Source organism: Ancylobacter mangrovi (genome assembly GCF_024752335.1).
GTDB lineage: Bacteria > Pseudomonadota > Alphaproteobacteria > Rhizobiales > Xanthobacteraceae > Ancylobacter > Ancylobacter mangrovi.
On sequence record NZ_JANTHY010000001.1, the window covers coordinates 786,683 to 808,867 of the forward strand.

At 68.0% G+C, this 22,185-nt stretch carries 17 protein-coding genes; 12 read left to right on the forward strand and 5 right to left on the reverse strand.

The genetic code is table 11. The features are described from left to right. Positions 1 to 269: 269 nt before the first annotated feature. From NVS83_RS03825 to NVS83_RS03835, 3 genes are all read left to right on the forward strand, one after another. A complete protein-coding gene (locus NVS83_RS03825; RefSeq protein WP_258738133.1) occupies positions 270 to 3,662 on the forward strand; it encodes a hybrid sensor histidine kinase/response regulator in 3,393 nt (1,130 codons plus the stop codon). Beyond that, on the forward strand, positions 3,652 to 4,584 hold the full coding sequence (locus NVS83_RS03830) for a response regulator (protein ID WP_258730729.1): 933 nt from the start codon (positions 3,652 to 3,654) through the stop codon (positions 4,582 to 4,584). The genes NVS83_RS03825 and NVS83_RS03830 overlap by 11 nt, the downstream gene beginning before the upstream one ends. A gap of 241 nt (positions 4,585 to 4,825) precedes the next feature. Continuing rightward, on the forward strand, positions 4,826 to 5,155 hold the full coding sequence (locus NVS83_RS03835) for a hypothetical protein (protein ID WP_258730728.1): 330 nt from the start codon (positions 4,826 to 4,828) through the stop codon (positions 5,153 to 5,155). A 684-nt stretch (positions 5,156 to 5,839) separates the two neighbouring features. Here the strand turns inward: NVS83_RS03835 and NVS83_RS03840 are convergent. Then, on the reverse strand, positions 5,840 to 6,067 hold the full coding sequence (locus tag NVS83_RS03840; protein ID WP_258730727.1) for a helix-turn-helix domain-containing protein: 228 nt from the start codon (positions 6,065 to 6,067) through the stop codon (positions 5,840 to 5,842). Between the two features lie 93 nt (positions 6,068 to 6,160). Here NVS83_RS03840 and NVS83_RS03845 point away from each other — a divergent pair, with 93 nt between their 5' ends. From NVS83_RS03845 to mnhG, 6 genes are read left to right on the forward strand one after another with little or no spacing between them, the layout of a single operon-like run. Then, the gene (locus NVS83_RS03845) at positions 6,161 to 9,073 is read left to right on the forward strand and encodes a monovalent cation/H+ antiporter subunit A (protein WP_258738134.1); all 2,913 of its coding nucleotides are present in this window, start codon (positions 6,161 to 6,163) and stop codon (positions 9,071 to 9,073) included. Continuing rightward, entirely contained in the window at positions 9,064 to 9,405 is a 342-nt protein-coding gene (locus NVS83_RS03850; protein ID WP_258730725.1) for a Na+/H+ antiporter subunit C, read from the forward strand. The genes NVS83_RS03845 and NVS83_RS03850 overlap by 10 nt, the downstream gene beginning before the upstream one ends. Continuing rightward, positions 9,405 to 11,036, forward strand: a complete 1,632-nt coding sequence (locus NVS83_RS03855) for a monovalent cation/H+ antiporter subunit D (protein ID WP_258731496.1) — start codon at positions 9,405 to 9,407, stop codon at positions 11,034 to 11,036. The genes NVS83_RS03850 and NVS83_RS03855 overlap by 1 nt, the downstream gene beginning before the upstream one ends. Continuing rightward, complete coding sequence (locus NVS83_RS03860; RefSeq protein WP_258738135.1) at positions 11,033 to 11,530, forward strand: Na+/H+ antiporter subunit E; 498 nt, start codon at positions 11,033 to 11,035, stop codon at positions 11,528 to 11,530. The genes NVS83_RS03855 and NVS83_RS03860 overlap by 4 nt, the downstream gene beginning before the upstream one ends. Continuing rightward, positions 11,527 to 11,808 (forward strand): K+/H+ antiporter subunit F, encoded by a 282-nt coding sequence (locus NVS83_RS03865; protein ID WP_258738136.1) that lies wholly within the window; start codon positions 11,527 to 11,529, stop codon positions 11,806 to 11,808. Before NVS83_RS03860 ends, NVS83_RS03865 begins: the two co-directional genes overlap by 4 nt. Continuing rightward, on the forward strand, positions 11,805 to 12,170 hold the full coding sequence (gene mnhG / locus NVS83_RS03870; protein ID WP_258738137.1) for a monovalent cation/H(+) antiporter subunit G: 366 nt from the start codon (positions 11,805 to 11,807) through the stop codon (positions 12,168 to 12,170). The genes NVS83_RS03865 and mnhG overlap by 4 nt, the downstream gene beginning before the upstream one ends. Before the next feature lie 6 nt (positions 12,171 to 12,176). On the opposite strand, the gene NVS83_RS03875 is transcribed toward mnhG, so the two are convergent. Both NVS83_RS03875 and NVS83_RS03880 read right to left on the reverse strand, forming a co-directional pair. After that, entirely contained in the window at positions 12,177 to 12,434 is a 258-nt protein-coding gene (locus tag NVS83_RS03875) for a hypothetical protein (RefSeq protein ID WP_258738138.1), read from the reverse strand. Between the two features lie 63 nt (positions 12,435 to 12,497). Beyond that, the gene (locus NVS83_RS03880) at positions 12,498 to 14,372 is read right to left on the reverse strand and encodes a sigma-54-dependent Fis family transcriptional regulator (protein WP_258738139.1); all 1,875 of its coding nucleotides are present in this window, start codon (positions 14,370 to 14,372) and stop codon (positions 12,498 to 12,500) included. 237 nt (positions 14,373 to 14,609) lie between these two features. Here NVS83_RS03880 and adh point away from each other — a divergent pair, with 237 nt between their 5' ends. Together adh and NVS83_RS03890 are read left to right on the forward strand one after the other, a co-directional pair. After that, the gene (gene adh / locus NVS83_RS03885; RefSeq protein ID WP_258730718.1) at positions 14,610 to 16,127 is read left to right on the forward strand and encodes an aldehyde dehydrogenase; all 1,518 of its coding nucleotides are present in this window, start codon (positions 14,610 to 14,612) and stop codon (positions 16,125 to 16,127) included. A gap of 89 nt (positions 16,128 to 16,216) precedes the next feature. Continuing rightward, positions 16,217 to 16,636 (forward strand): DUF779 domain-containing protein, encoded by a 420-nt coding sequence (locus tag NVS83_RS03890; RefSeq protein WP_258738140.1) that lies wholly within the window; start codon positions 16,217 to 16,219, stop codon positions 16,634 to 16,636. A gap of 12 nt (positions 16,637 to 16,648) precedes the next feature. On the opposite strand, the gene NVS83_RS03895 is transcribed toward NVS83_RS03890, so the two are convergent. Beyond that, positions 16,649 to 18,718 (reverse strand): ATP-dependent helicase, encoded by a 2,070-nt coding sequence (locus NVS83_RS03895; RefSeq protein ID WP_258738141.1) that lies wholly within the window; start codon positions 18,716 to 18,718, stop codon positions 16,649 to 16,651. Between the two features lie 198 nt (positions 18,719 to 18,916). Between NVS83_RS03895 and NVS83_RS03900 the strand changes: the two genes are divergently transcribed. After that, positions 18,917 to 20,149 (forward strand): methyltransferase domain-containing protein, encoded by a 1,233-nt coding sequence (locus NVS83_RS03900; RefSeq protein WP_258738142.1) that lies wholly within the window; start codon positions 18,917 to 18,919, stop codon positions 20,147 to 20,149. A 102-nt stretch (positions 20,150 to 20,251) separates the two neighbouring features. Here the strand turns inward: NVS83_RS03900 and ilvD are convergent, their stop codons facing one another. Then, entirely contained in the window at positions 20,252 to 22,084 is a 1,833-nt protein-coding gene (gene ilvD, locus NVS83_RS03905; protein ID WP_258738143.1) for a dihydroxy-acid dehydratase, read from the reverse strand. Positions 22,085 to 22,185: the final 101 nt, after the last annotated feature.

Below are 22,185 nucleotides of genomic sequence, written 5' to 3' on the forward strand. Positions count from 1 at the left end.
ATTCTTGCCAATAGTGAAATCTACACCAATTTTTCGTGTGTTTATTGCATTCAGTTCCTCTCCTAAACACCAAGGTGCGGCAAAAAGTCTTGACGCCGATCGCGTGGGAAATCTTCTTGTCTCTGTCGACTTGGATGGAACGAAATATGCTAGGGAAGCGGTGCCGGTCGGCGTGACCGGCGGGTTTCGGGCAGTGCAGCAACGAAAAGAGTGCCGGGGAGGATAAGCGCAAGCGGATGTCGAGCGTCGAAACGGCGAGGCGAAACCCTATGGCGGCGGAACAGAAGATCGTTCGTGTTCGACGCCAGTACAATCAATGGGTCGTCAACGAGACGCTCGAGGACTATGCGCTGCGTTTCACGGCGAAGGGCGCCCGCCGCTGGTCGGCGCTGCGCGTCGCCAACACCGCGCTCGGGGCGGTGTCGTTCCTGGCGCTGGAGGCGATCGGCGGCTCGATCACGCTGGCCTACGGCTTCCCCAACGCGGTCGCGGCGATCCTGGTCGTCAGCATCATCATCTTCGCCACCGGGCTTCCCATCAGCTACTACGCCGCCAAGTTCGGGGTCGACATCGACCTGCTCACGCGCGGCGCCGGCTTCGGCTATATCGGCTCGACCGTCACCTCGCTGATCTACGCCTCCTTCACCTACCTGTTCTTCGCCATCGAGGCGGCGATCATGGCGCTGGCGCTGGAGTTGTGCTTCGGCGTGCCGCTGATGGTCGGCTATTTCATCAGCGCGCTGGTAGTGATCCCGCTGGTGACGCACGGCATCACCTTCATCAGCCGGTTCCAGCTCTGGACCCAGCCCTTCTGGCTGCTGCTGAACCTCATACCCTTCGTCTTCATCTTCTTCGTCCACGGCCACGCCATCGCCGGCTGGACCTCCTATACCGGCCGGCTCGGCGCGCTGGACGGATCGTTCGACCCGCTGCTGTTCGGCGCCGCCTCGACCGTGGTGTTCGCCCTCGTGGCGCAGATCGGCGAGCAGGTGGACTTCCTGCGCTTCCTGCCGCGCCGCGTGCCGGGCGGCAGCGCGGCGGTGCGCAACACGGTGTGGTGGCTCTCGCTGCTGTCGGCCGGGCCGGGCTGGATCATCCCCGGCATGATCAAGATGCTGGCGGGCTCGTTCCTGGCCTATTTCGCGCTGACCCAGGGCGTGCCCTTCGTCCACGCCGCCGAGCCGACGCAGATGTACCTGTCGGCCTTCAAGATCATGCTGAGCCCGGAAATGGCGCTGGCCTTCACCGGCTTCTTCGTCATCCTCGCCCAGCTCAAGATCAACGTGACGAACTCCTATGCGGGCTCGATCGCCTGGTCGAACTTCTTCTCGCGGCTCACCCACAGCCATCCGGGACGGGTGGTCTGGCTGGTGTTCAACGTCACCATCGCGCTGATGCTGATGGCGCTCGGCATCTACAAGGTGCTGGAGCAGATCCTCGGCCTCTACGCCATCGTCGCGGTCTCGTGGGTCGCGGCGCTGGTGGCCGATCTGGTGGTGAACAAGCCGATGGGCTGGAGCCCGCCGGGCATCGAGTTCAAGCGGGCGCATCTCTACGACATCAACCCGGTGGGCGTCGGCGCGGTGCTGATCGGCACGCTGGTGGCAATCGCAGCCTTCGCCGGCTTCTTCGGCCCGACGCTGCAGGTGTTCGCGCCCTTCGTGGCGCTGGTGGTCTCCTTCGCCGCCGCCGCCGGCATCGCCTTCGCGACCAGGGGGCGCTACTACATCGCCCGCCGCACCACCAAGAACTGGGAACATCGCCACACCCTCAAGTGCTGCATCTGCGAGCACAAGTTCGAGCCGGAGGACATGGCGCACTGCCCGGTCTATGCCGGCCCGATCTGCTCGCTGTGCTGCTCGCTCGACGCGCGCTGCCACGACCGCTGCAAGGAGGATGCGCGCTTCCCGGACCAGATTCTCGGCGCATTGCGCGCGACCTTGCCGAGCTGGATGGTGGCGCAGATCAATTCGCGCATCGGCCACTATATCGGCGTGCTGTCGCTGCTGGCGCTGGTGATCGGCGCCATCCTCGGCATCATCTATTTCCAGGCCACGCTCGGGCCGCCGATGCGGCGCGAGGCGATCGGCAGCGTCCTGTTCACGCTCTACTTCATCCTGCTCATCATCGCGGGCGTCGCCGCCTGGCTGTTCGTGCTGGCGCAGGAGAGCCGGCGCGTCGCGCAGGAGGAGAGCAACCGCCAGACCGCGCTGCTGATGCGCGAGATCGAGGCGCACAAGCGCACCGACGCCAAGCTGCAGAAGGCGAAGGAAGTGGCCGAGGCCGCCAACCTCGCCAAGAGCCGCTACGTCGTCGGCATCAGCCACGAACTGCGCACCCCGCTCAACGCCATTCTCGGCTACGCACAGCTCCTCGAGCGCGACACCTCGATCCCCCCGCACCGGCGCGACGCCATCCGCGTGGTGCGGCGCTCGGCCGAGCACCTGTCCGGCCTGATCGACGGCCTGCTCGACATCTCGAAGATCGAGGCCGGCCGGCTCCACCTCACCCGCGACGAGGTGCGGATCGCCGAATTCCTCGACCAGCTCGTCGACATGTTCCGCCTGCAGGCGACCGCCAAGGGCATCGACTTCGTCTATGTGCGGCCCGAGCGGCTGCCGGCGGTGGTCTACACCGACGAGAAGCGGCTGCGGCAGATCCTCATCAACCTGCTCTCCAACGCCATCAAGTTCACCGCCCAGGGGCGGGTGGCGCTGCGCGTCGCCTATCGCAACCAGGTCGCCGAGTTCGAGGTCGAGGATACCGGCATCGGCATTCCCGCCGCCGACCACACGCGCATCTTCGAGCCGTTCGAGCGCGGCGAACGGGCGGGCACCTACTCGACCAGCGGCATCGGCCTCGGGCTGACCATCACAAAGCTGCTCACCGAGATCATGGGCGGTGAGATTTCCCTCACCTCGAAGCCGGGCAAGGGCAGCACCTTCCGCGTCAAGATGATGCTGTCGGAGGTTGCCAACCCGACCCGCCCGGGTCCGATCCAGCACCGGCGCATCGCGGGCTATACCGGGCCGCGGCGCACCGTGCTGGTGGCGGACGACGATTCGGCCCATCGCGACCTGATGCACGAATTGCTGGTGCCGCTCGGCTTCACCGTGCTGGCGGCGGCGGACGGCGTCGCCGCGCTCGACATGGTTCGCCAGTGGGACCCCGACCTGCTGCTGCTCGACCTCGCCATGCCGGGGCTGAACGGCTGGGAGGTGGTGCGGCAGGTGCGCGACGAGGGCTTCACCCGGCTGCGCATCATCATCATCTCCGCCAATGTCGGCGAGATCCACGGCAACGGGCTCGAGGCCAGCCAGCACGACGACCACATGGTCAAGCCGGTGCAACTGCGCGGCCTGCTGGAGAAGATGGAGAAGCTGCTCGACCTCGAATGGATCGGCGAGGGCGAGGCGGCGGCGCGGGCGGTGGAGCTGCGCGCGGCCGGCGTGCTGCAGGCGCCGGGCGGGCTCCACCTCGAGGACCTGATGAAGCTTGGCGAGATCGGCTATGTGCGCGGCATCCAGGCCAAGCTCAAGGAGATCGAGAGTGCCTCGCCCGAGAACGAGGCCTTCGTCTCGCACATGCGCGATCTGATGGAAACCTTCGACCTGAAGCAATACATGGCTGTTCTGGAGGCGTTGCGCAGCAATGATGCATAGCGTGGAGCGCCGCGACATCATCCTGGTGGTGGATGATTCCCCCGAAACCCTGAGCCTGCTCACCGACGCGCTGGAGGCGGCCGGGGCGACCGTGCTGGTCGCCGTGGAGGGCGCCAACGCGCTGGCGCTGGTCGAGCGCATCACGCCCGACGTGATCCTGCTCGACGCGGTGATGCCGGGCATGGACGGATTCGAGACCTGCCGCCGGCTCAAGCGTAACAAGTCGGTCGCCCATGTGCCGGTCATCTTCATGACCGGCCTGTCGGAGACCGAGCAGATCGTGAAGGGGCTGGAGGCGGGCGGGGTCGACTACGTGACCAAGCCGATCTCGCCGGACGAGCTGATCGCGCGCATCCGCGTGCACCTCGCCAATGCCCGCCAGACCCACAGCGCCCGCGCCGCGCTGGACGCCGCCGGCCGGTTCCTGCTCTCCGCCACCCGCGACGGGCGGGTGCTGTGGAGCACGCCGCAGGCAACCACGCTGCTGACGGCGATCACGGCATCGGTGCCCGGCGACAGCCTGATGCTGCCCGAACCCGTGCGCCGCTGGCTGGCCGAGCGCCGCAGCGAGGCGAGCGGCGTGGAGCCGAGCGCGCTCGACCTGCCGGTGGACGGCTCGCCGCGCCGCCTGCGCATTTCCTATGTCGGGCAGATCGGGCCCGAGGAACTGCTGCTGCGCATCGTCGAGGACGACGGGCTGGCACCCGAGCAGGTCCTGCGCGCACGGCTCAACCTCACCATCCGCGAGGCCGAGGTGCTGATGTGGCTGGCCCGGGGCAAGGCGAACCGCGACATCGGCGAGATCCTCGGGCTTTCGCCGCGTACGGTTAACAAACACTTGGAGCAGATCTACTCCAAGATCGGTGTCGAAAACCGGGCTGCCGCAACGGCACTCGCGGTAACCGCCCTGACGCCGAAATAGTCAGCCCTCCGAAGCTGTTGTCTGCCCGAAGGTCACCCAGTACTCGAGAGGCCCGGACGGAGTGGAAGTCCGCCGCCGGAGCGGATCGTGCGCATGCAAACATGCGGCACAATGACGCGAAATGGCCATAAATTTTGAAATTTTGATTAAATCAGTACGAAATTGGAAACGGATTTGTTGCGTCGTAGGTAACGTGGTGTAAATTCACGGACTTATTCGGTTCTTTCCCGGGGAGGATGGAATGAGACGTGGAGTTGCCGTAGCCGCAAGTGCCGCTCTCATGGCGCTCGGCGCCGTGGGCAGCCCGGCGCTGGCGCAGCAGAACGCCGCCGGACAGGCCCTGCAAAGGGCAGTCGAGCGGACCTGCATCATCGAGATCCGCTCGTCGGCCGACGCCCAGCGGATCGAGCTGCAGAACCTCTGCTACAACCCGCGCGCCGTACGGATCAGCTGGGGCGACGGTCGCATGTACGACTACTGCCTGAACAGCAGCGGCGACGTGCGCTACGTGGTGAAGCTCTCGCCCAACTACCAGCTGACCCGCGAGCAGGACATCCTGCTCTGCCAGTAGGCGCCCGGCGCGCCCCGACGATCGACCCCGTACCGCCCCCGGCGGCGCGGGCGGCTAACTCCGACGCCCGATAGCCCCGGTACATCCGCCAAGCGGATCGCCTTCGCGTGCGAAGACATGAACGCGCCCGTCGCCTTGGCGTGAGAAGACGTGTACGCGCCCAGCCGCGGCGCCCTGCAGAAGCTCCCTTCGCGTGTTCGCGCGTCTTCGGTCCCGGCGCATAGACCGAACGCGTTCCTCCACCCGCCGCGCTGGCGCATCCTCCGGCAAATTTCCAGCCCACCATGTCCGGCTCGCTGTGATTGGCCGCGCCGTCCTTGCCGTCCGACCCGTCACGAGCCAGCCGAGCAGCGGCGGGCAACAAAACCAGACGATAATTACCGATGACCCGGCCCCTGCTACCGAGCGCTCACCGCATGGATCGGGGAGGGCGCGTCGGACTGCCGGCGCCCGGTCTCCCGCGCCACCCGCGGATGCGCACGCCGGGGCTCCCGTCCGGCGACCTACCGCCCGCCGCTTCGATAGGGAAGAGTGCTTCGTGGCATCTGACGTCCGCGCTCCCGCCCCGTTAGCGGATGCACGCGCCGGGGCCTTAACCCCGATGACTCGGCCCCCGCGACCGAGCGCCCGTCGCGCGGATCGGGGAAGGTGCTTCGAGCCCCCGACGCCCGCGCTCCCGCGCCGCTAGCGGATGCGCACGCCGGGGCCGTGCTCGTCGGCCGGCAGCAATATGATTCCGGCATCCTGAAGCGTGCGGATCAGCAGCGATTCGGTGCCGCGATGCAGCGCGTGGCGGTGCCGCTCGAAATCGCGCACGGTGCTGCGCGAGACGCCCGCGCGCGCGGCCAGGCTCTCTTGCGTCCAATCCAGGAGGCCGCGTGCGGCGCGGCACTGCTCGGGCGACAATTGCATCGCTCATGCCTTGCCTAGTGACATGCAAATCAACCATTATGGGCGAGATCACGCAAGTTCTCAGGGTACCAGCGCGGGAGGATCGCCCGACCCATGCAGCCCGGCCCACTTCTCCTCGTCATGCTGCTCCTGCCATTCGCGGGCAGCCTCGTGGCGGGGTTTCTTCCGACCAATGCGCGCAACACCGCCGCGACGCTGGCCGGGAGCATCGGGGTCGTCGGCAGCCTCATGCTGGTCTGGCTGTATCTCGACGTCGCCGACGAGGAGCCGGTGCGCTTCGCGCTGGACTGGCTGCCGACGCTGGGGCTGGACTTCACGCTGCGGCTCGACGGCCTGTCCTGGCTGTTCGCGACGCTGATCTCCGGCATCGGCGCGCTGGTCGCGCTCTATGCGCGCTACTACATGTCGCCGGAAGACCCGGTGCCGCGCTTCTTCTCGTTCCTGCTCGCCTTCCAGGGCTCCATGCTCGGCGTGGTGATCTCCGGCAACCTGGTGCAGCTCGTCTTCTTCTGGGAGCTCACCAGCCTCTTCTCCTTCCTGCTGATCGGCTACTGGCACCATTCCGCCCCGGCGCGCGAGGGCGCGCGCATGGCGCTCATCATCACCGCGAGCGGCGGGCTGTGCCTGTTCGTCGGCGTGATGCTGATCGGGCGCATCGTCGGCAGCTACGACGTCGACGAGGTGCTCAATTCCGGCAACCTGATCCGCAACAGCGACCTCTACATGCCGGCGCTGGCGTTGATCCTGCTCGGCGCCTTCACCAAGAGCGCGCAGTTCCCGTTCCATTTCTGGCTGCCGCACGCCATGTCGGCGCCGACGCCGGTGTCGTCCTATCTGCACTCCGCCACCATGGTGAAGGCCGGCATCTTCCTGATGATCCGGCTCTGGCCGGTGATGGCGGGCACCGACGAGTGGTTCTACGTCGTCGTGCCGGTGGGGCTGACGACGCTGCTGCTCGGCGCCTTCGCGGCGATCTTCCAGCAGGACCTGAAGGGGCTGCTCGCCTATTCCACCATCAGCCATCTGGGGCTGATCACGCTGCTGCTTGGCCTCGGCAGCCCGCTGGCGGCGGTCGCCGCGATCTTCCACACGCTGAACCACGCCATCTTCAAGGCGTCGCTGTTCATGGCCGCCGGCATCATCGACCACGAGACCGGCACGCGCGACATGCGCCGCCTCAGCGGCCTCGCCCGCTACATGCCCTTCACCGCGACGCTGGCCATGGTGGCCGCCGCCTCCATGGCCGGCGTGCCGCTGCTCAACGGCTTCATCTCCAAGGAGATGTTCTTCGCCGAGGCGGTGGCGAACCACACCGGCTCGCTGCTCGACGACAGCCTTCCCTACTGGGCGACGCTGGCCGGCGTGTTCAGCGTCACCTATTCGATGCGCTTCATCCTAGGCGTGTTCTTCGGCCCGCCGCCGATCGACCTGCCGCGGCGCCCGCACGAGCCCGAGCGCTGGATGCGGTTCCCGATCGAGCTGCTGGTGCTGCTGTGCCTGACCATCGGCATCGTGCCCGGCTTCACGGTGGGCCCGCTGCTGGCGACCGCGATCCGCTCCGTCATCGGCACCGGCCTGCCGGCCTACAGCCTCGCGCTGTGGCACGGCTTCACCCTGCCGCTGCTGATGAGCTTCATCGCCCTCATCGGCGGCATCGTGCTGTACTACGCGCTGCGCCGCTACCTGATGAGCGGCATCGAGGGCCCGCCGCTGATCCGCGAGCTGAAGGGCCAGCGCATCTTCGACAAGGTGCTCGTCACCATCTCCTGGCAATGGGCGCGCGCGGCCGAGGCTGTGCTGGGCACGCGGCGCCTGCAGCCGCAGATGCGGCTCGTGCTGGCGCTCGCCGTGGTCGCGGCGGTGGTGCCGCTGGTCGGGCATGTGGTCGGGACCGGCATGCTGCCCGGCGCGCCGATGGAGCCAGCCTTCGTCGTGGTGTGGGCGATCGGCATCGCCTGTGCCATCGGCGCCGCCTACCAGGCCAAGTACCACCGCTTCGCGGCGCTGGTGCTCGTCGGCGGGGCGGGGCTGGTGACCTGCGTCACGTTCATCTGGCTCTCCGCGCCGGACCTCGCGCTGACCCAGCTCCTGGTCGAGATCGTCACCACGGTGCTGCTGCTGCTGGGGCTGCGCTGGCTGCCCAAGCGGATCGAGGACGTCTACGGCACGCGCCCGCCGCTCAGCGTGCTGGTGCGCCGCTACATCGACTTCACCATCGCCTGCGGGCTCGGCGCGGTGATGGCGTTCCTCTCCTACAGCCTGATGACCCGCCCGCACGCCTCCGCCGTGTCGCGCTTCTTCGTCGAGAACGCCTATAGCGAGGGCGGCGGCACCAACATCGTCAACGTGATCCTGGTCGACTTCCGCGGCTTCGATACGATGGGCGAGATCGTGGTGCTGTGCCTCGCCGCGCTCACCGTGTTCGCGCTGCTGCGCCGCTTCCGGCCGGCGCCGGAGAGCATCGAGAGCCCCGAGCAGCAGCGCATCCAGGACGCCTTCGACGATGCGGAACCCACGCGCGCGCCGGGCGACACGCTGACCGACTATCTGATGATCCCGCGCCTCATCATGAACTGGCTGTTCCCGGTGATCGGCGTGGCGGCGGTGTACCTGTTCATGCGCGGCCACGACCTGCCGGGCGGCGGCTTCGCGGCCGGCATCACGCTCTCCATCGCCTTCGTGGTGCAGTACATGGCCAACGGCACCCGCTGGGTGGAGGACCATCTGCGCGTGCTGCCGCTGCGCTGGATGGGGCTCGGCCTGCTGACCGCGGTGGCGACCGGGCTCGGCTCCTGGTTCTTCGGCTATCCCTTCCTCACCTCGTATTTCCAGTATGCGGTGCTGCCGGTGGTGGGCAAGATTCCGGTGGCGAGCGCGCTGCTGTTCGACCTCGGCGTGTTCGCGCTGGTGGTGGGCGCGACGGTGCTGATCCTCATCGCCCTGGCCCACCAGTCGCTGCGCTCGTCGCGCTCCTCGCAGAGCTCGGAGGCCGAGCGATGGAGATGATGCTCGCCATCGGCATCGGCGTGTTCGCCGCCTCCGGCGTGTGGCTGCTGCTGCGCCCGCGCACCTATCAGGTGATCATCGGCCTGGCGCTGCTGTCCTATGCGGTGAACATGTTCATCTTCAGCATGGGCCGCATCAAGATGGACGCGCCCCCGGTGCTGACCCCCGGCACGGCCGCCGACCCGGCGGTACTGGCCGACCCGGTGCCGCAGGCGCTGGTGCTGACGGCGATCGTCATCGGCTTCGCCATGACCGCGCTGTTCCTGGTGGTGCTGCTCGCCGCGCGCGGGCGCACCGGCACCGACCATGTCGACGGGCGGGAGGCGGAATGATGGGCGACGTCATGCGCCATCTGGTCATCGCCCCGGTCCTGCTGCCGCTGGCGGTCGGTGCCTTCCTGCTGATGTTCGACGACCGCCGCCGGACCATGAAGATGACGCTCAGCCTCGGCACGGTCGGCGCGCTGCTGGTCATCGCGGTGGCGCTGGTGGTATATGTCGATACGCCCTCGGGCGACCGCTGGTCCTCGCTCATCGTCTATCCGCTCGGCAACTGGCGCCCGCCCTTCGGCATCGTGCTGGTGGCGGACCGGCTGTCGGCGCTGATGGTGCTGGTGACCGCCGTGCTCGGCGCGGCGACGCTGCTGTTCGCCATGGCGCGCTGGCACCGGGCGGGGCCGCGCTTCTACACGCTGTTCCTGCTTCTGCTGACGGGGCTGAACGGCGCCTTCCTCACCGGCGACGTGTTCAACCTGTTCGTCTTCTTCGAGATCCTGCTGGCCGCGTCCTACGGGCTGGTGCTGCACGGCTCGGGCACGGCGCGGGTGAAGGCCGGGCTGCACTACATCCCGATCAACCTCGTCGCGTCCTCGCTCTTCCTCATCGGCGTCAGCCTGATCTACGGCGTCACCGGCACGCTCAACATGGCGGACCTGGCGCGGCTGGTGCCGGACCTGCCGGACGATTCGCGCGTGCTGTTCGAGGCCGGCGCGGCGGTGCTGGGCGTCGCCTTCCTGGTCAAGGCCGGCATGTGGCCGCTCAGCTTCTGGCTGCCGACCACCTATGCCGCCTCCTGCGCGCCGGTCGCGGCCATGTTCGCGATCATGACCAAGGTCGGGATCTACGTGATCCTGCGCCTGTTCCTGCTGTGCTTCGGCGACGGGGCCGGCGCCTCGGCCGATTTCGGCGCCGAGTGGCTCTATTATGGCGGCATGGCCACCATCGCTTTCGGCGGCATCGGCGTGCTCGCCTCGCAATCGATGCCGCGGCTCGGCGGCTACAGCGTGCTGGTCTCCTCCGGCACGCTGCTGGCGGCGATAGGCACCACCAACAGCGCGGTGATCTCCGGCGCGCTGTTCTATCTCGTCAGCTCGACCTTCACCATCGGCGCCTATTTCCTGCTGGTGGAGCTGATCGAGCGCGGCCGGCAGGCCGGCGCCGACGTGCTGGCGGTGACGATGGAGGTGTTCGGCGATCCGGAGGAGGACATCGAGGACGAGGAGGACGAGGTCGGCGTCGCCATTCCCGCCGCCATCGCCGTACTGGGCGGCGGCTTCCTCGCCTGCACGGCGCTGCTCGCGGGCATGCCGCCGCTCTCCGGCTTCATCGCCAAGTTCGCCATGCTCTCGGCGCTGATCAACGAGGCCGGCGACATCCCGCCCTCGCACTGGGCGCTGGTGATCCTGCTGGTCCTCTCGGGCCTCGCCACGCTGATCGCCATGACCCGTACCGGCATCCGCACGCTGTGGGGGCCGGACGAGATCGCCATTCCCCGCGTGCGGGCGATCGAGGCGATGCCGGTCGCGGTGCTGCTGTTCCTGTGCGCGGCGATGACGGTGATGGGCGGCCCGGCCATGCGGTACATGGAGGCGACGGCGCAGCTGCTCTACTGGCCGCAGATCTATGCGCAGGACGTGCTGGGCTCGCTGCCGCCGCGTCCGCCGACGGATGGGGGCCACGAATGAGCGCGCTGCGCCGGGTCGTTCCCTATCCGCTGCTGTTCCTGGCGCTGCTCGCCATGTGGCTGCTGCTGCAGCAGAGCGTGGCGCCGGGCACGCTGATCTTCGGCGCGCTGGTCGCGCTCGGCGGCTGCTGGGCGATGGTGGCGCTGAGCCCGCAGCCGGCGCGGATCCGCCGGATCGGCGCGGCGGTGCGGCTCGCCGGCCGGGTGTTCGTCGATGTGTTCCGCTCCAACCTCGCGGTCGGCACCATCGTCCTCGGCGGCCAGCACCGGCGCACCCATTCCGGCTTCATGACGCTGCGGCTGGAGCTTACCAACCGCTACGGCCTCGCGGTGCTGGCCATCGTGATGACCTGCACGCCCGGCACGCTCTGGGTGCATTACGACCCGATGCGGCGCACGCTGCTGCTGCACGTGCTCGACCTCGTCGACGAGAGCGAATGGGTGCGCCTGATCAAGCTGCGCTACGAGACGCTTCTGCTGGAGATCTTCGAATGAGCGCGACGATCCTCGCCTGGTCGCTGACCATCGCGCAGATCCTTCTCGGCCTCGCCATGGCGTGCGCGGCCGTGCGCTTCACCATCGGGCCGCGCGCGCAGGACCGCATCCTCGGCATGGATACGTTCTACATCAACGCCATGCTGCTGTTTCTGACCATCGGCATCGGCAGCGGGCGCACGCTCTATTTCGAGGCGGCGCTGGTCATCGGCCTGCTTGGCTTCGTCGCCACCGTGGCGCTCGCCAAATTTCTGATGCGCGGGGAGGTGATCGAATGAGCGGAGCGCCCGAACTGCCGCTGTGGGCGGCGCTGCTGGTCTCGTTCCTGGTGCTCGCCGGGGCAAGCATCACGCTGATCGGCGCGGTCGGCTTGCTCAGGCTGCCCGATTTCTACTCCCGCACCCATGCGCCTTCGCTCGGCGCGACGCTCGGGGTCGGCTGCATCCTCGTCGGCTCGATGATCACCTTCAGCGTGCTTCAAAGCCGCTTCCTGGTGCACGAGCTGCTGATCGCCACCTTCGTGACCATCACCACGCCGGTCACGCTGATGCTGCTCGCCCGCGCCGCGCTCTACCGCGACCGGGTGGAGCGCACCGGCTCGGCGCCGGAGACCGACCCCGAGCCGACCGAGCTGCGCTGAGCGCGCTTAGCGTTTGGGATCGTCCGGCTCCTGCGGCGTGCCGTCGGTCGAACCGTCCACCGTCTGCAGGGTCTTGGGCGCGAAGCGACCGCCGGAGCGGGCGGCGCGCTTGCCGTCCTTCGGGTCGTTGTCGTTGTGAACCTCGTGCAGCGGCGGCTTGAGCGGGTTGGAGACGTCGGTCGCCCGATCCTCCAGCACGGCGTCGACATTGGCCGGGTCGGTGACGACGGGGTTCTGGTCGAGACGGCGCGGATCACGAACCATCTGCTTGCCTCCCTTGATGAAATCTCGGGGGCAACGGATGGCGACGGCGATCGGTTCCCCGCCTCAGGCGATGAACAGGCGGCGGTAGAGGGTCGAGCGGTTGATGCCGAGCTGGCGCGCGGCGCGCGAGACATTGCCGCCGCACGCGTCCAGCGCCCGGCGCATCGCCTCCACCGTCAGCGCGTCGAGCGTGGCGTCGCTTATCGCGCCCGCCGCGGGCAGCGCCGGTGGCGGCGTCGCGGCCATCTCGCTCAATTCCGGAGGGAGCAGTTCCGCTTCGACCGGCCGATGGGGCTCGGCGAGGGCGGCGAGGGCGCGCAGCGTGCCGACGAGCTGACGGAAATTGCCCGGCCAGCGATAGGCGGCGAGCCGCGCCTCGCAGCGCTCCGAAAGGCTCAGCCGCTCGTCCTCGACGAGCCGCCGCCACAGCGCGCGCACCGTTTCGAGCCGATCCTCGAGATCGCGCAGCGCCGGCAGCTCGAGCGTGTAGTGGGCGATGCGGAAATAGAGGTCGGAGCGGAAGGCTCCGGCCTCCACCAGCGCGCGCAGGTCGCGATGGGTGGCGCAGATCAGCGCGAAATCCACATGCACCGGCCGGCCGCCGCCGAGCGGGGCGACCTCGCGCTCCTGCAACACCCGCAGCAGGCGCGACTGCAGGCCGAGCGGCATGTCGCCGATCTCGTCGAGGAACAGCACCCCGCCCTCGGCCTGGCGCAGCAGCCCCTTGTGGCCGTGCCGCCGCGCGCCGGTGAAGGCGCCGTCCTCATAGCCGAACAGCTCGGATTCGATCAGCGTCTCGGGAATGGCGGCGCAGTTCACCGCGACGAAGGGCCCGGCGGCGCGCTCGCTCAGGCGGTGGATCTCGTGCGCCACCATTTCCTTGCCGGTGCCGGTCTCGCCGCGGATCAGCACCGGCACGTCCGCCTCCACCATGCGCACCGCGCGCGAGACCGCCTCGCGGTCGGAGGGGCGCAGCAGCGGGCCGGCGCCGGGGCGCGGGCCGCCCGCCGGGCGGGTCAGGCGGGACATCGGGGCGGACACGCCGTCGAAGCGCCCGAACAGGCTGCCGCCCACGAGCGTATGCATCAGGTGCGCGGTGCCGTCCGCGCGGGGCATCTCGCCGAACAGCTCGCCCGCGCGCCGCAGGCCGAGCGCCGACCAGTCGGCGCCGACGAGGCCGAGGCCGACCCGGTTCGCCGCCACCAGACGGTCGTCCTCGAAGACGAGGATGCCCTCGCGCGCCGTGCCCAGCAGTTCGCGCTCATTCTGGAAGCGCAGCACGCGGCGGCCCTGGAAGTCCTCGTCGAAGAAGCGGTGCTCGATCTGCTCGACCGCGAGGCGCACCAGCCCGAGTGCGTGGCGGTGGTCGACCGCGGCGGGGCCCGAGAGGTCGAGCGCGCCCACCGTCTGGCCGAACGGATCGAGGATCGGCGCCGCCGAGCAGCTCAATATGCCGTGCGGGTCGTAATAATGCTCGGCGCCGTGCACGGTGATCGGCCGGCCCTCGACGATGGCGGTGCCGACCGCATTGGTGCCGGTCGTGCCCTCGCCCCATTCCACGCCAGGGCGCAGGGCGACGCGTGCCGCGCGGGCGGCGAAATCGGCGTTGCCGAGCGCGTCGAGGATCAGGCCGGACGCGTCGGTGAGCACGACGACGCAGCCGGTCTGCATGGCGTCGGCATAGAGGCTCTCGATCTCCGGCCGGCACAGGCGGCGCAGCTTGTCGTGGCGCTCGGCCACCTCGCGCAGCTCCTGCGCCGTCATCGGCTCCAGCCGGGGCAGGGCGGCGCTGTCGAGGCCGCGCTCGGCGCAGCGGCGCCAGGAGCGCAGGATCGGTTCGGGCAGCAGCGAAGCGACCAGCGGGCCCTCCGGCCGGCCATCATGGAAGAATTGCCGCCGGGCCGCGAGCACGGCCCGTGGGGATGCCTCCGTCCTCATGCGCACCTCCCGCTGTTGCAAAAAGCAACACCTGTTGCAGGTCTTGTTGTTTTCTCCGACAGTTTTTAGCAAGTTTTCGTCAGGCGTCTATCGGTGATTTCCTCAACCATAGGCGAGTTTTTCGGTAATACGAGCAGTTTCAATATTTTCCCGCTTCGCACTAACGATTTTGTGCGCTGCCGCACAGCTTTGGCATAGGCGGTGCAATCCTCCCCAGACCACCCTTGGGAGGATCCAATGAACAAGCCAGAAATCGCGATTACCAGGCAGTCCCCGTTCAAGGCCCGCTACGGCAACTTCATCGGCGGCGCCTTCGTCGAGCCGGTGGCCGGCCGCTACTTCGACAACACCTCGCCGATCACCGGCGGCAAGATCTGTGAAGTGGCCCGCTCCGACAAGGACGACATCGAGAAGGCGCTCGACGCCGCGCATGCCGCCAAGGACGCCTGGGGCAAGACCTCGGCCGCCGAGCGCGCCCTGATCCTCAACAAGATCGCCGACCGTATGGAGGAGAACCTCGATACGCTGGCGCTCGCCGAGACCTGGGACAACGGCAAGCCGATCCGCGAGACCACCGCGGCGGACATCCCGCTCGCCATCGACCATTTCCGCTACTTCGCCGGCGCCGTACGGGCGCAGGAGGGCGGAATCAGCGAGATCGATCACGACACCATCGCCTATCATTTCCATGAGCCGCTCGGCGTGGTCGGCCAGATCATCCCGTGGAACTTCCCGATCCTGATGGCGGTGTGGAAGCTCGCCCCGGCCCTCGCGGCAGGCAACTGCGTGGTGCTGAAACCGGCCGAGCAGACCCCGGCGGGCATTCTGGTACTGGTCGAGATGATCGCCGACCTGCTGCCGCCGGGTGTGCTGAACGTCGTCAACGGCTTCGGCCTCGAAGCGGGCAAGCCGCTCGCCTCCTCGCCGCGCATCGCCAAGATCGCCTTCACTGGCGAGACCACGACCGGCCGGCTGATCATGCAGTATGCCAGCCAGAACCTGATCCCGGTCACGCTGGAGCTCGGCGGCAAGTCGCCCAACATCTTCTTCAAGGACGTGGTGGCCGAGGACGACGACTTCTTCGACAAGGCGATCGAAGGCTTCGTCATGTTCGCGCTGAACCAGGGCGAGGTCTGCACCTGCCCGAGCCGCGCCCTGGTGCAGGAGAGCATCTACGACCGCTTCATGGAACGTGCCCTCAAGCGCGTTGAGGCGATCGTACAGGGCTCGCCGCTCGACCCCGCGACCATGGTCGGCGCGCAGGCCTCCTCCGAGCAGCTCGAGAAGATCATGTCCTATATCGACATCGGCAAGCAGGAGGGCGCCGAGGTGCTCACCGGCGGCGAGCGCAACAATCTCGGCGGCGACCTTGCGGGCGGCTATTACGTGAAGCCGACCGTGTTCAAGGGCCACAACAAGATGCGCATCTTCCAGGAGGAGATCTTCGGGCCGGTTGTGTCCGTGACCACCTTCAAGGACGAGGACGAGGCGCTCTCCATCGCCAACGACACGCTCTACGGCCTCGGCGCCGGTGTGTGGACCCGCGACGGCAACCGCGCCTACCGCTTCGGTCGTGCCATCCAGGCCGGGCGCGTGTGGACCAACTGCTACCACGCCTATCCCGCCCACGCGGCCTTCGGTGGCTACAAGCAGTCCGGCATCGGGCGCGAGAACCACAAGATGATGCTCGACCACTACCAGCAGACCAAGAACATGCTGGTGAGCTACAGCCCGAAGAAGCTCGGCTTCTTCTGATTTCCCCCCAAGTACCTCCACGCCATCCCGGTTTCCCGCCGGGATGGCGTTTCTTTCGGGGGGAACGCATTCTTTCGGGAGGAGACGCCATGGATGCCGCAACCTCCACCGCGACCGGCCGCGCCGACACCTTGGTGCCGCGCGTGCTGGCGACGCCCGCCGCGCTGAAGCTGATCGCCACCCTCACCGGCGAATACGGACCGGTGCAGTTCCACCAGTCCGGCGGCTGCTGCGACGGCTCATCGCCCATGTGCTACCCGCAGGGCGAGTACATGATCGCCGACCGCGACGTGAAGATGGGCGAGATCGGCGGCGCGCCGTTCTATATGAGCCCCTCGCAATTCGACTACTGGAAGCACACCCAGCTCGTCATCGACGTGGTGCCCGGGCGCGGGGGCATGTTCAGCCTCGAGAACGGGCGGGACCTGCGCTTCCTCACGCGCTCGCGCCTGTTTACCGACGACGAACTGGAGCGCCTTGCGCCGACCTCGGAGGGGCCGGGCGAGTAGCGCGCGCCGCCCTTACCGCCACATGCCGCGCATGCGGGCGGAGAGGTCGATGCGCACCGTGTCGTTCGCCGCCGGGGAGGGCGCCTCGGGCGTGGCCGGCGGCCAGGCGGCCTGCGCGAAATGGCCGAGGATGCGCGGCGGGATGAAGCGCGTACGCGCGGCATAGACGTGCCGGTCGCCGCGCGATGCCTGGCCATGCACGAAGAAGCGCTGCGGCACGACCAGCGACAGGCTGTCCTTCGCCCGCGTCATGGCGACGTAGAGCAGCCGCCGCTCCTCCTCGATCTCGTCGCGCGTGCCGGCGCCGAGGTCGATCGGGATGCACCCGTCTACCGTGTTGAGCACGAACACCGACTTCCATTCCTGCCCCTTGGCGGAATGGATGGTCGAGAGGATCAGATAGTCCTCGTCGAGATGGGGTGGGCCGGCCTCCGCGCTGGTGGCGTCCGGCGGGTCGAGCGTGAGCTCGGTCAGGAAGCGCTCGCGCGAGGGATAGGCGCTGGCGATCTGGGCGAGCTGAACCAGGTCGGCCTGCCGTGTGGGCGCATCCTCGTGGATGCGCTCCAGATGCGGCTCGTACCACTGCCGCACCCGGTCGAGCTCGCCGGGCCAGCCGGCCGATCCGCCCTTCAGGTCGCGGGCGAGGGCGATGAAGTCCTGCCAGTCGCCGCTCACGCGCGGCGGCGGCGCGTAGCATTCGAGCGTCGGCAGCAGCGGGCCGGTGGCGATCGCGTCCAGCACCTTGCCGGCGGTGGCGGGGCCCATGCCGTTCATCAGCCGCAGCACGCGGAAGCCGGCGACGCGGTCGCGCGGGTTCTCGGTGAAGCGGAGCACGGCGAGCACGTCCTTCACATGGGCGGAATCGAGGAATTTCAGCCCGCCGAACTTCACGAACGGGATGTTGCGGCGGGTCAGCTCCACCTCCAGCGGGCCGCTGTGATGGGAAGCGCGGAACAGCACCGCCTGCTGCTTCAGCGCGATGCCGGCCTCCCGGTTCTCCAGCACCTGGGAGGCGACGAAGCCGGCCTGCTCGATCTCGTCGCGCACGCTCACCAGCACCGGCCGCTCGCTCGAGACCCGCTCGGACCACAGGTTCTTGGCATAGCGTTCGGAGGCGAAGTCGATCACCGCATTGGCGGCGCCGAGGATGGGCTGGGTGGAGCGATAGTTCTGCTCCAGCATGATGGTCTCGGCCCGCGGCGAGAAATGGCCGGGAAAATCGAGGATGTTGCGCACCGTGGCGGCGCGGAAGGAATAGATCGACTGCGCGTCGTCGCCGACCACGGTGAGGCCGCGCCCCTCCGGCTTCAGCCCGACCAGGATGGAGGCCTGCAGCCGGTTGGTGTCCTGATATTCGTCGACCAGCACATGGTCGAAGCGTCCGCCCATCTCGGCCGCCAGCGCCGGCTCCTGCGCCATCTGCGCCCAGTAGAGCAGCAGGTCGTCATAATCGAGCACGCCCTGCGCCTGCTTGGCCTCGACATAGCCGCCGAAGATTGCCTTCAGCTCCGCCCCCCAGCCGGCGCACCAGGGGAAGAAGCGGCCGACCACCTCCTCGAGCGGCAGCTCCGCATTGACCGCGCGCGAATAGATGGCGATCAGCGTGCCCTTGGTGGGGAAGCGCTTCTCGGTGCGGGAGAAGCCGAGCTCGTGGCGGACCAGGTTCATCAGGTCCGCGCTGTCCTCACGGTCATGGATGGTGAAGTTCGGGTCGAGCCCGATCTGGGGCGCGTAGTCGCGCAGCAGCCGCGCGCCGATGCCGTGGAACGTGCCGGCCCAGCTTAGCCCCTCGGTCAGGATGGCGGCGTCCGGGCCGAGCACGTGCGAGGCGATGCGCCCGACGCGGCGGGTCATCTCCGCGGACGCGCGGCGCGAGAAGGTGAGCAGCAGGATGCGGCGCGGATCGGCGCCGTTGACGATGAGATGGGCGACGCGGTGGGCCAGCGTGTTGGTCTTGCCGGAACCGGCGCCGGCGATGACGAGAAGCGGACCCTTGCGCGCCTCGTCCGGCCCGCTCACGCCATGCTCGACCGCCCGCCGCTGCTGCGGGTTCAGCTTCTCGAGATAGGCGGCGGTGTGCATGGGCGGGCGAATCTCTGCGCTGGAATCAGTTTGCTACGCAAACACGTTTCCCGTTTTGTTCGCAATGCGGTTTGCCGGGATGAGGCGGGCTGTTGAAAAGGCCCGCCCCGACACCAATAATCTATTACTGAATGGCGGTACCGAATTGGGTAGTAGATCATAGTCATTGTCGGCCGATCCGGAAGATATGTACCCTGCATGCGGGCAGTACGCATAAGGGGGCATGGGATGACTCGGGAAGAGATTATCCTGAGAGGGCTCGACAAGAGCAGCAAGGTCATCGAAATCGGGCCGAGCTTCGCGCCGCTGGCGCCGAAACGGGACGGCTGGAACACGTTCATCGTCGACCATGACAGCCGCGAGGCGCTCAAGGCCAAATACGTCAACGACCCCTATGTCGCCGATGTCGAACGCATCGAGGAGGTCGATCACATATGGCGCGGCGGGTCGATCGCCGACGCCATACCCGTTGCCGACCACGGGACGTTCGATGCCTTCATCGCCAGCCATGTGATCGAGCACACGACCGACGTCGTGACTTTTCTCGAAGCCGCCCAGCGACTGCTCAAGAGCGATGGCGTGGTTATCCTCGCCGTGCCCGACAAGCGCAAATGCTTCGATTTCTATCGCCCGTTCTCCACGACAGGCGCGGCCATCGCGGCGTATCGGGAAAAGCGCGCGCGGCACAAGCCGGAGATCTATTTCGACTTCGGCGCCTTCTACGCCATGAAGGGCTTTCCGCCCGGCTGGGCAATCGACGACCCCGAGCCCAAGACCTTGCGCGTGGCGATCAGCGAGCTGCTGCCGGCCTGGGAACGGGCCGCCAACGCGACCTCCTATGTGGATGCCCATCAATGGGTGTTCACCCCGGCGAGCCTAAAGCTGATGATACTGGAGCTGGGCGCGCTGGGTTTCCTTGATCTGCGCGTCGAGGCGGTGGAGGAGGCGTCGGCGACCGAGTTCTATGCCTGGCTGCGCAAGGGAGCGGAGGAGCTTTCCCCCGAAGCGCTGGCCGACCGACGCCGCGCCCTGATGGACGAGATCGTCATCGACCTCGCGGAGCAGTCGCGGCAGATCGCCGACAGTCCGCTCTCGATCGCGACCGCGAGGGTGCGGGAGCTGGAGGCCCAGCACGCGGCGAAGGACCAAGAGCGCGAGCAGGCCCGCGTGCAGGGGCAGGCTCACGCCGAGGCTGAACGAGTGGCCCTGATACGCTCCTACGAGACCCGACTCGCCGACGCGCAGGATCGCGCGGCGCAGCTCTCGGATGCGCAACTGCGCCTCTCCGCCCAACTCGCCGACGCACAGGCACGCGTCGCCGCGCTGGAGAAGGAGCTCATTCCGCTGAAGAAGAGCCTGCCGAAATGGCTGCGCCGGCAGATCGCCTCCCTGCAGCAGGCGCGAGGAAGCGGGCCGACACGTCGGGCATGAGCCAGGGGACGCTTGGCAATCGGGGACAGGGCATCGTTGCGTCCATGAAAATGCCGGGCGGCGGCCCGGCATTTTTCGTCATCGTTTATGTGAGGGTGCGCGTCAGGGCAGCTGGCGCACTGCGCCCTTGGCGGCGCTGGTGGCGAAGGCGGCGTAGGCCTTCAGCGCGGTCGAGACGTTGCGCTTGCGCGGGGCGGCGGGCTTCCAGCCCTTCTCCTCCTGCTCCTCGCGTCGGGCGGCGAGCTCGGCATCGTCGACGGCGAGGTGGATGCGCCGGTTCGGGATGTCGATCTCGATCGTGTCGCCCTCGCGCACCAGCCCGATCGTGCCGCCTTCCGCCGCTTCCGGCGAGACATGGCCGATCGACAGGCCCGAGGAGCCGCCCGAGAAGCGCCCGTCGGTGATGAGCGCGCACTGCTTCCCGAGGCCCTTCGACTTCAGGTAGCTGGTCGGATAGAGCATCTCCTGCATGCCCGGCCCGCCGCGCGGCCCCTCATAGCGGATGAGCACGATCTGGCCCGGCTTCACCCGGTTGCCAAGGATGCCGGAGACGGCGTCGTCCTGGCTCTCGAACACGGTCGCGGTGCCGGTGAACTTCAGGATGCTCTCGTCGACGCCGGCCGTCTTCACGATGCAGCCGTCCTCGGCGAGGTTGCCGTAGAGCACGGCGAGGCCGCCATCCTTGGAAAAGGCGTGCTCGGCGTCGCGGATCACGCCCTTCTCGCGGTCGAGGTCGACCTCATCGTAGCGCGCGGCCTGGCTGAAGGCGACCTGGGTCGGCACGCCGCCGGGCGCGGCGCGGTAGAACTCGTGCACCGCGTCGCTGGAGTTGCGCTTGACGTCCCAGTGCTCGAGCGCGGCGCCGAGCGTCGGGGCGTGGATGGTGCTGACCGAGGTGTCGAGAAGCCCGGCGCGGTCGAGCTCGCCGAGGATGCCCATGATGCCGCCGGCATGGTGGACGTCCTCCACATGGACGTCGGCGACGGCCGGGGCGACCTTGCACAGCACCGGCACGCGGCGCGACAGCCGGTCGATGTCGGCCATGGTGAAGGGCACCTCGCCCTCATTGGCGGCGGCGAGCAGGTGCAGCACCGTGTTGGTCGAGCCGCCCATGGCGATGTCGAGCGTCATCGCGTTCTCGAACGCCGCGAAGCTGGCGACGGCGCGCGGCAGCACGCTCTCGTCGTCCTGCTCGTAGTAGCGGCGGGCGAGGTCGACGACGGTGTGGCCGGCCTCGACGAACAGGCGCTTGCGGTCCGCATGGGTGGCGAGCGTCGAGCCGTTGCCCGGCAAGGCGAGGCCCATCGCCTCGGTGAGGCAGTTCATCGAATTGGCGGTGAACATGCCCGAGCAGGAGCCGCAGGTCGGGCAGGCGGAGCGCTCGATCACCTCCACGTCGGCTTCGGCCACCCGGTCGTCGGCGGCGGCGACCATGGCGTCGATCAGGTCGAGCGACTTGGTCTTGCCGCCCAGCACCACCTTGCCGGCCTCCATCGGGCCGCCGGAGACGAACACGGTCGGAATGTTGAGGCGCATCGACGCCATCAGCATGCCGGGGGTGATCTTGTCGCAATTGGAAATGCAGACCATGGCGTCGGCGCAGTGCGCGTTGACCATGTACTCGACGCTGTCGGCGATGAGCTCGCGCGAGGGCAGCGAGTAGAGCATGCCGTCATGGCCCATGGCGATGCCGTCATCGACGGCGATCGTGTTCATCTCCTTGGCGACGCCGCCCGCGGCCTCGATCTCGCGCGCGACGAGCTGGCCGAGGTCCTTCAGGTGGACGTGACCGGGCACGAACTGGGTGAAGGAGTTCACTACCGCGATAATGGGTTTGCCGAAATCGCCATCCTTCATGCCCGTGGCGCGCCAGAGACCGCGCGCGCCAGCCATGTTGCGGCCGTGGGTGGTGGTTCGGGAGCGATAAGGCGGCATGGAACTCCTCCAATCTTGTTGCCGCGCTTATGCGCCCGAGGCCCGGCGGGCGCAAGCTTTGTCGCATTCGGACAAGCGCCCCGCGCAGGGCGGGCACCCGG

What these genes read in the sequence shown, in the direction of transcription:
- NVS83_RS03825 (WP_258738133.1), top strand. Translation starts at nt 270, where the DNA reads ATGGCGGCGGAACAGAAGATCGTTCGTGTTCGACGCCAGTACAATCAA.
- NVS83_RS03830 (WP_258730729.1), top strand. Translation starts at nt 3,652, where the DNA reads ATGATGCATAGCGTGGAGCGCCGCGACATCATCCTGGTGGTGGATGAT.
- NVS83_RS03835 (WP_258730728.1), top strand. Translation starts at nt 4,826, where the DNA reads ATGAGACGTGGAGTTGCCGTAGCCGCAAGTGCCGCTCTCATGGCGCTC.
- NVS83_RS03840 (WP_258730727.1), bottom strand. Translation starts at nt 6,067, where the DNA reads ATGCAATTGTCGCCCGAGCAGTGCCGCGCCGCACGCGGCCTCCTGGAT.
- NVS83_RS03845 (WP_258738134.1), top strand. Translation starts at nt 6,161, where the DNA reads ATGCAGCCCGGCCCACTTCTCCTCGTCATGCTGCTCCTGCCATTCGCG.
- NVS83_RS03850 (WP_258730725.1), top strand. Translation starts at nt 9,064, where the DNA reads ATGGAGATGATGCTCGCCATCGGCATCGGCGTGTTCGCCGCCTCCGGC.
- NVS83_RS03855 (WP_258731496.1), top strand. Translation starts at nt 9,405, where the DNA reads ATGGGCGACGTCATGCGCCATCTGGTCATCGCCCCGGTCCTGCTGCCG.
- NVS83_RS03860 (WP_258738135.1), top strand. Translation starts at nt 11,033, where the DNA reads ATGAGCGCGCTGCGCCGGGTCGTTCCCTATCCGCTGCTGTTCCTGGCG.
- NVS83_RS03865 (WP_258738136.1), top strand. Translation starts at nt 11,527, where the DNA reads ATGAGCGCGACGATCCTCGCCTGGTCGCTGACCATCGCGCAGATCCTT.
- mnhG (WP_258738137.1), top strand. Translation starts at nt 11,805, where the DNA reads ATGAGCGGAGCGCCCGAACTGCCGCTGTGGGCGGCGCTGCTGGTCTCG.
- NVS83_RS03875 (WP_258738138.1), bottom strand. Translation starts at nt 12,434, where the DNA reads ATGGTTCGTGATCCGCGCCGTCTCGACCAGAACCCCGTCGTCACCGAC.
- NVS83_RS03880 (WP_258738139.1), bottom strand. Translation starts at nt 14,372, where the DNA reads ATGAGGACGGAGGCATCCCCACGGGCCGTGCTCGCGGCCCGGCGGCAA.
- adh (WP_258730718.1), top strand. Translation starts at nt 14,610, where the DNA reads ATGAACAAGCCAGAAATCGCGATTACCAGGCAGTCCCCGTTCAAGGCC.
- NVS83_RS03890 (WP_258738140.1), top strand. Translation starts at nt 16,217, where the DNA reads ATGGATGCCGCAACCTCCACCGCGACCGGCCGCGCCGACACCTTGGTG.
- NVS83_RS03895 (WP_258738141.1), bottom strand. Translation starts at nt 18,718, where the DNA reads ATGCACACCGCCGCCTATCTCGAGAAGCTGAACCCGCAGCAGCGGCGG.
- NVS83_RS03900 (WP_258738142.1), top strand. Translation starts at nt 18,917, where the DNA reads ATGCGGGCAGTACGCATAAGGGGGCATGGGATGACTCGGGAAGAGATT.
- ilvD (WP_258738143.1), bottom strand. Translation starts at nt 22,084, where the DNA reads ATGCCGCCTTATCGCTCCCGAACCACCACCCACGGCCGCAACATGGCT.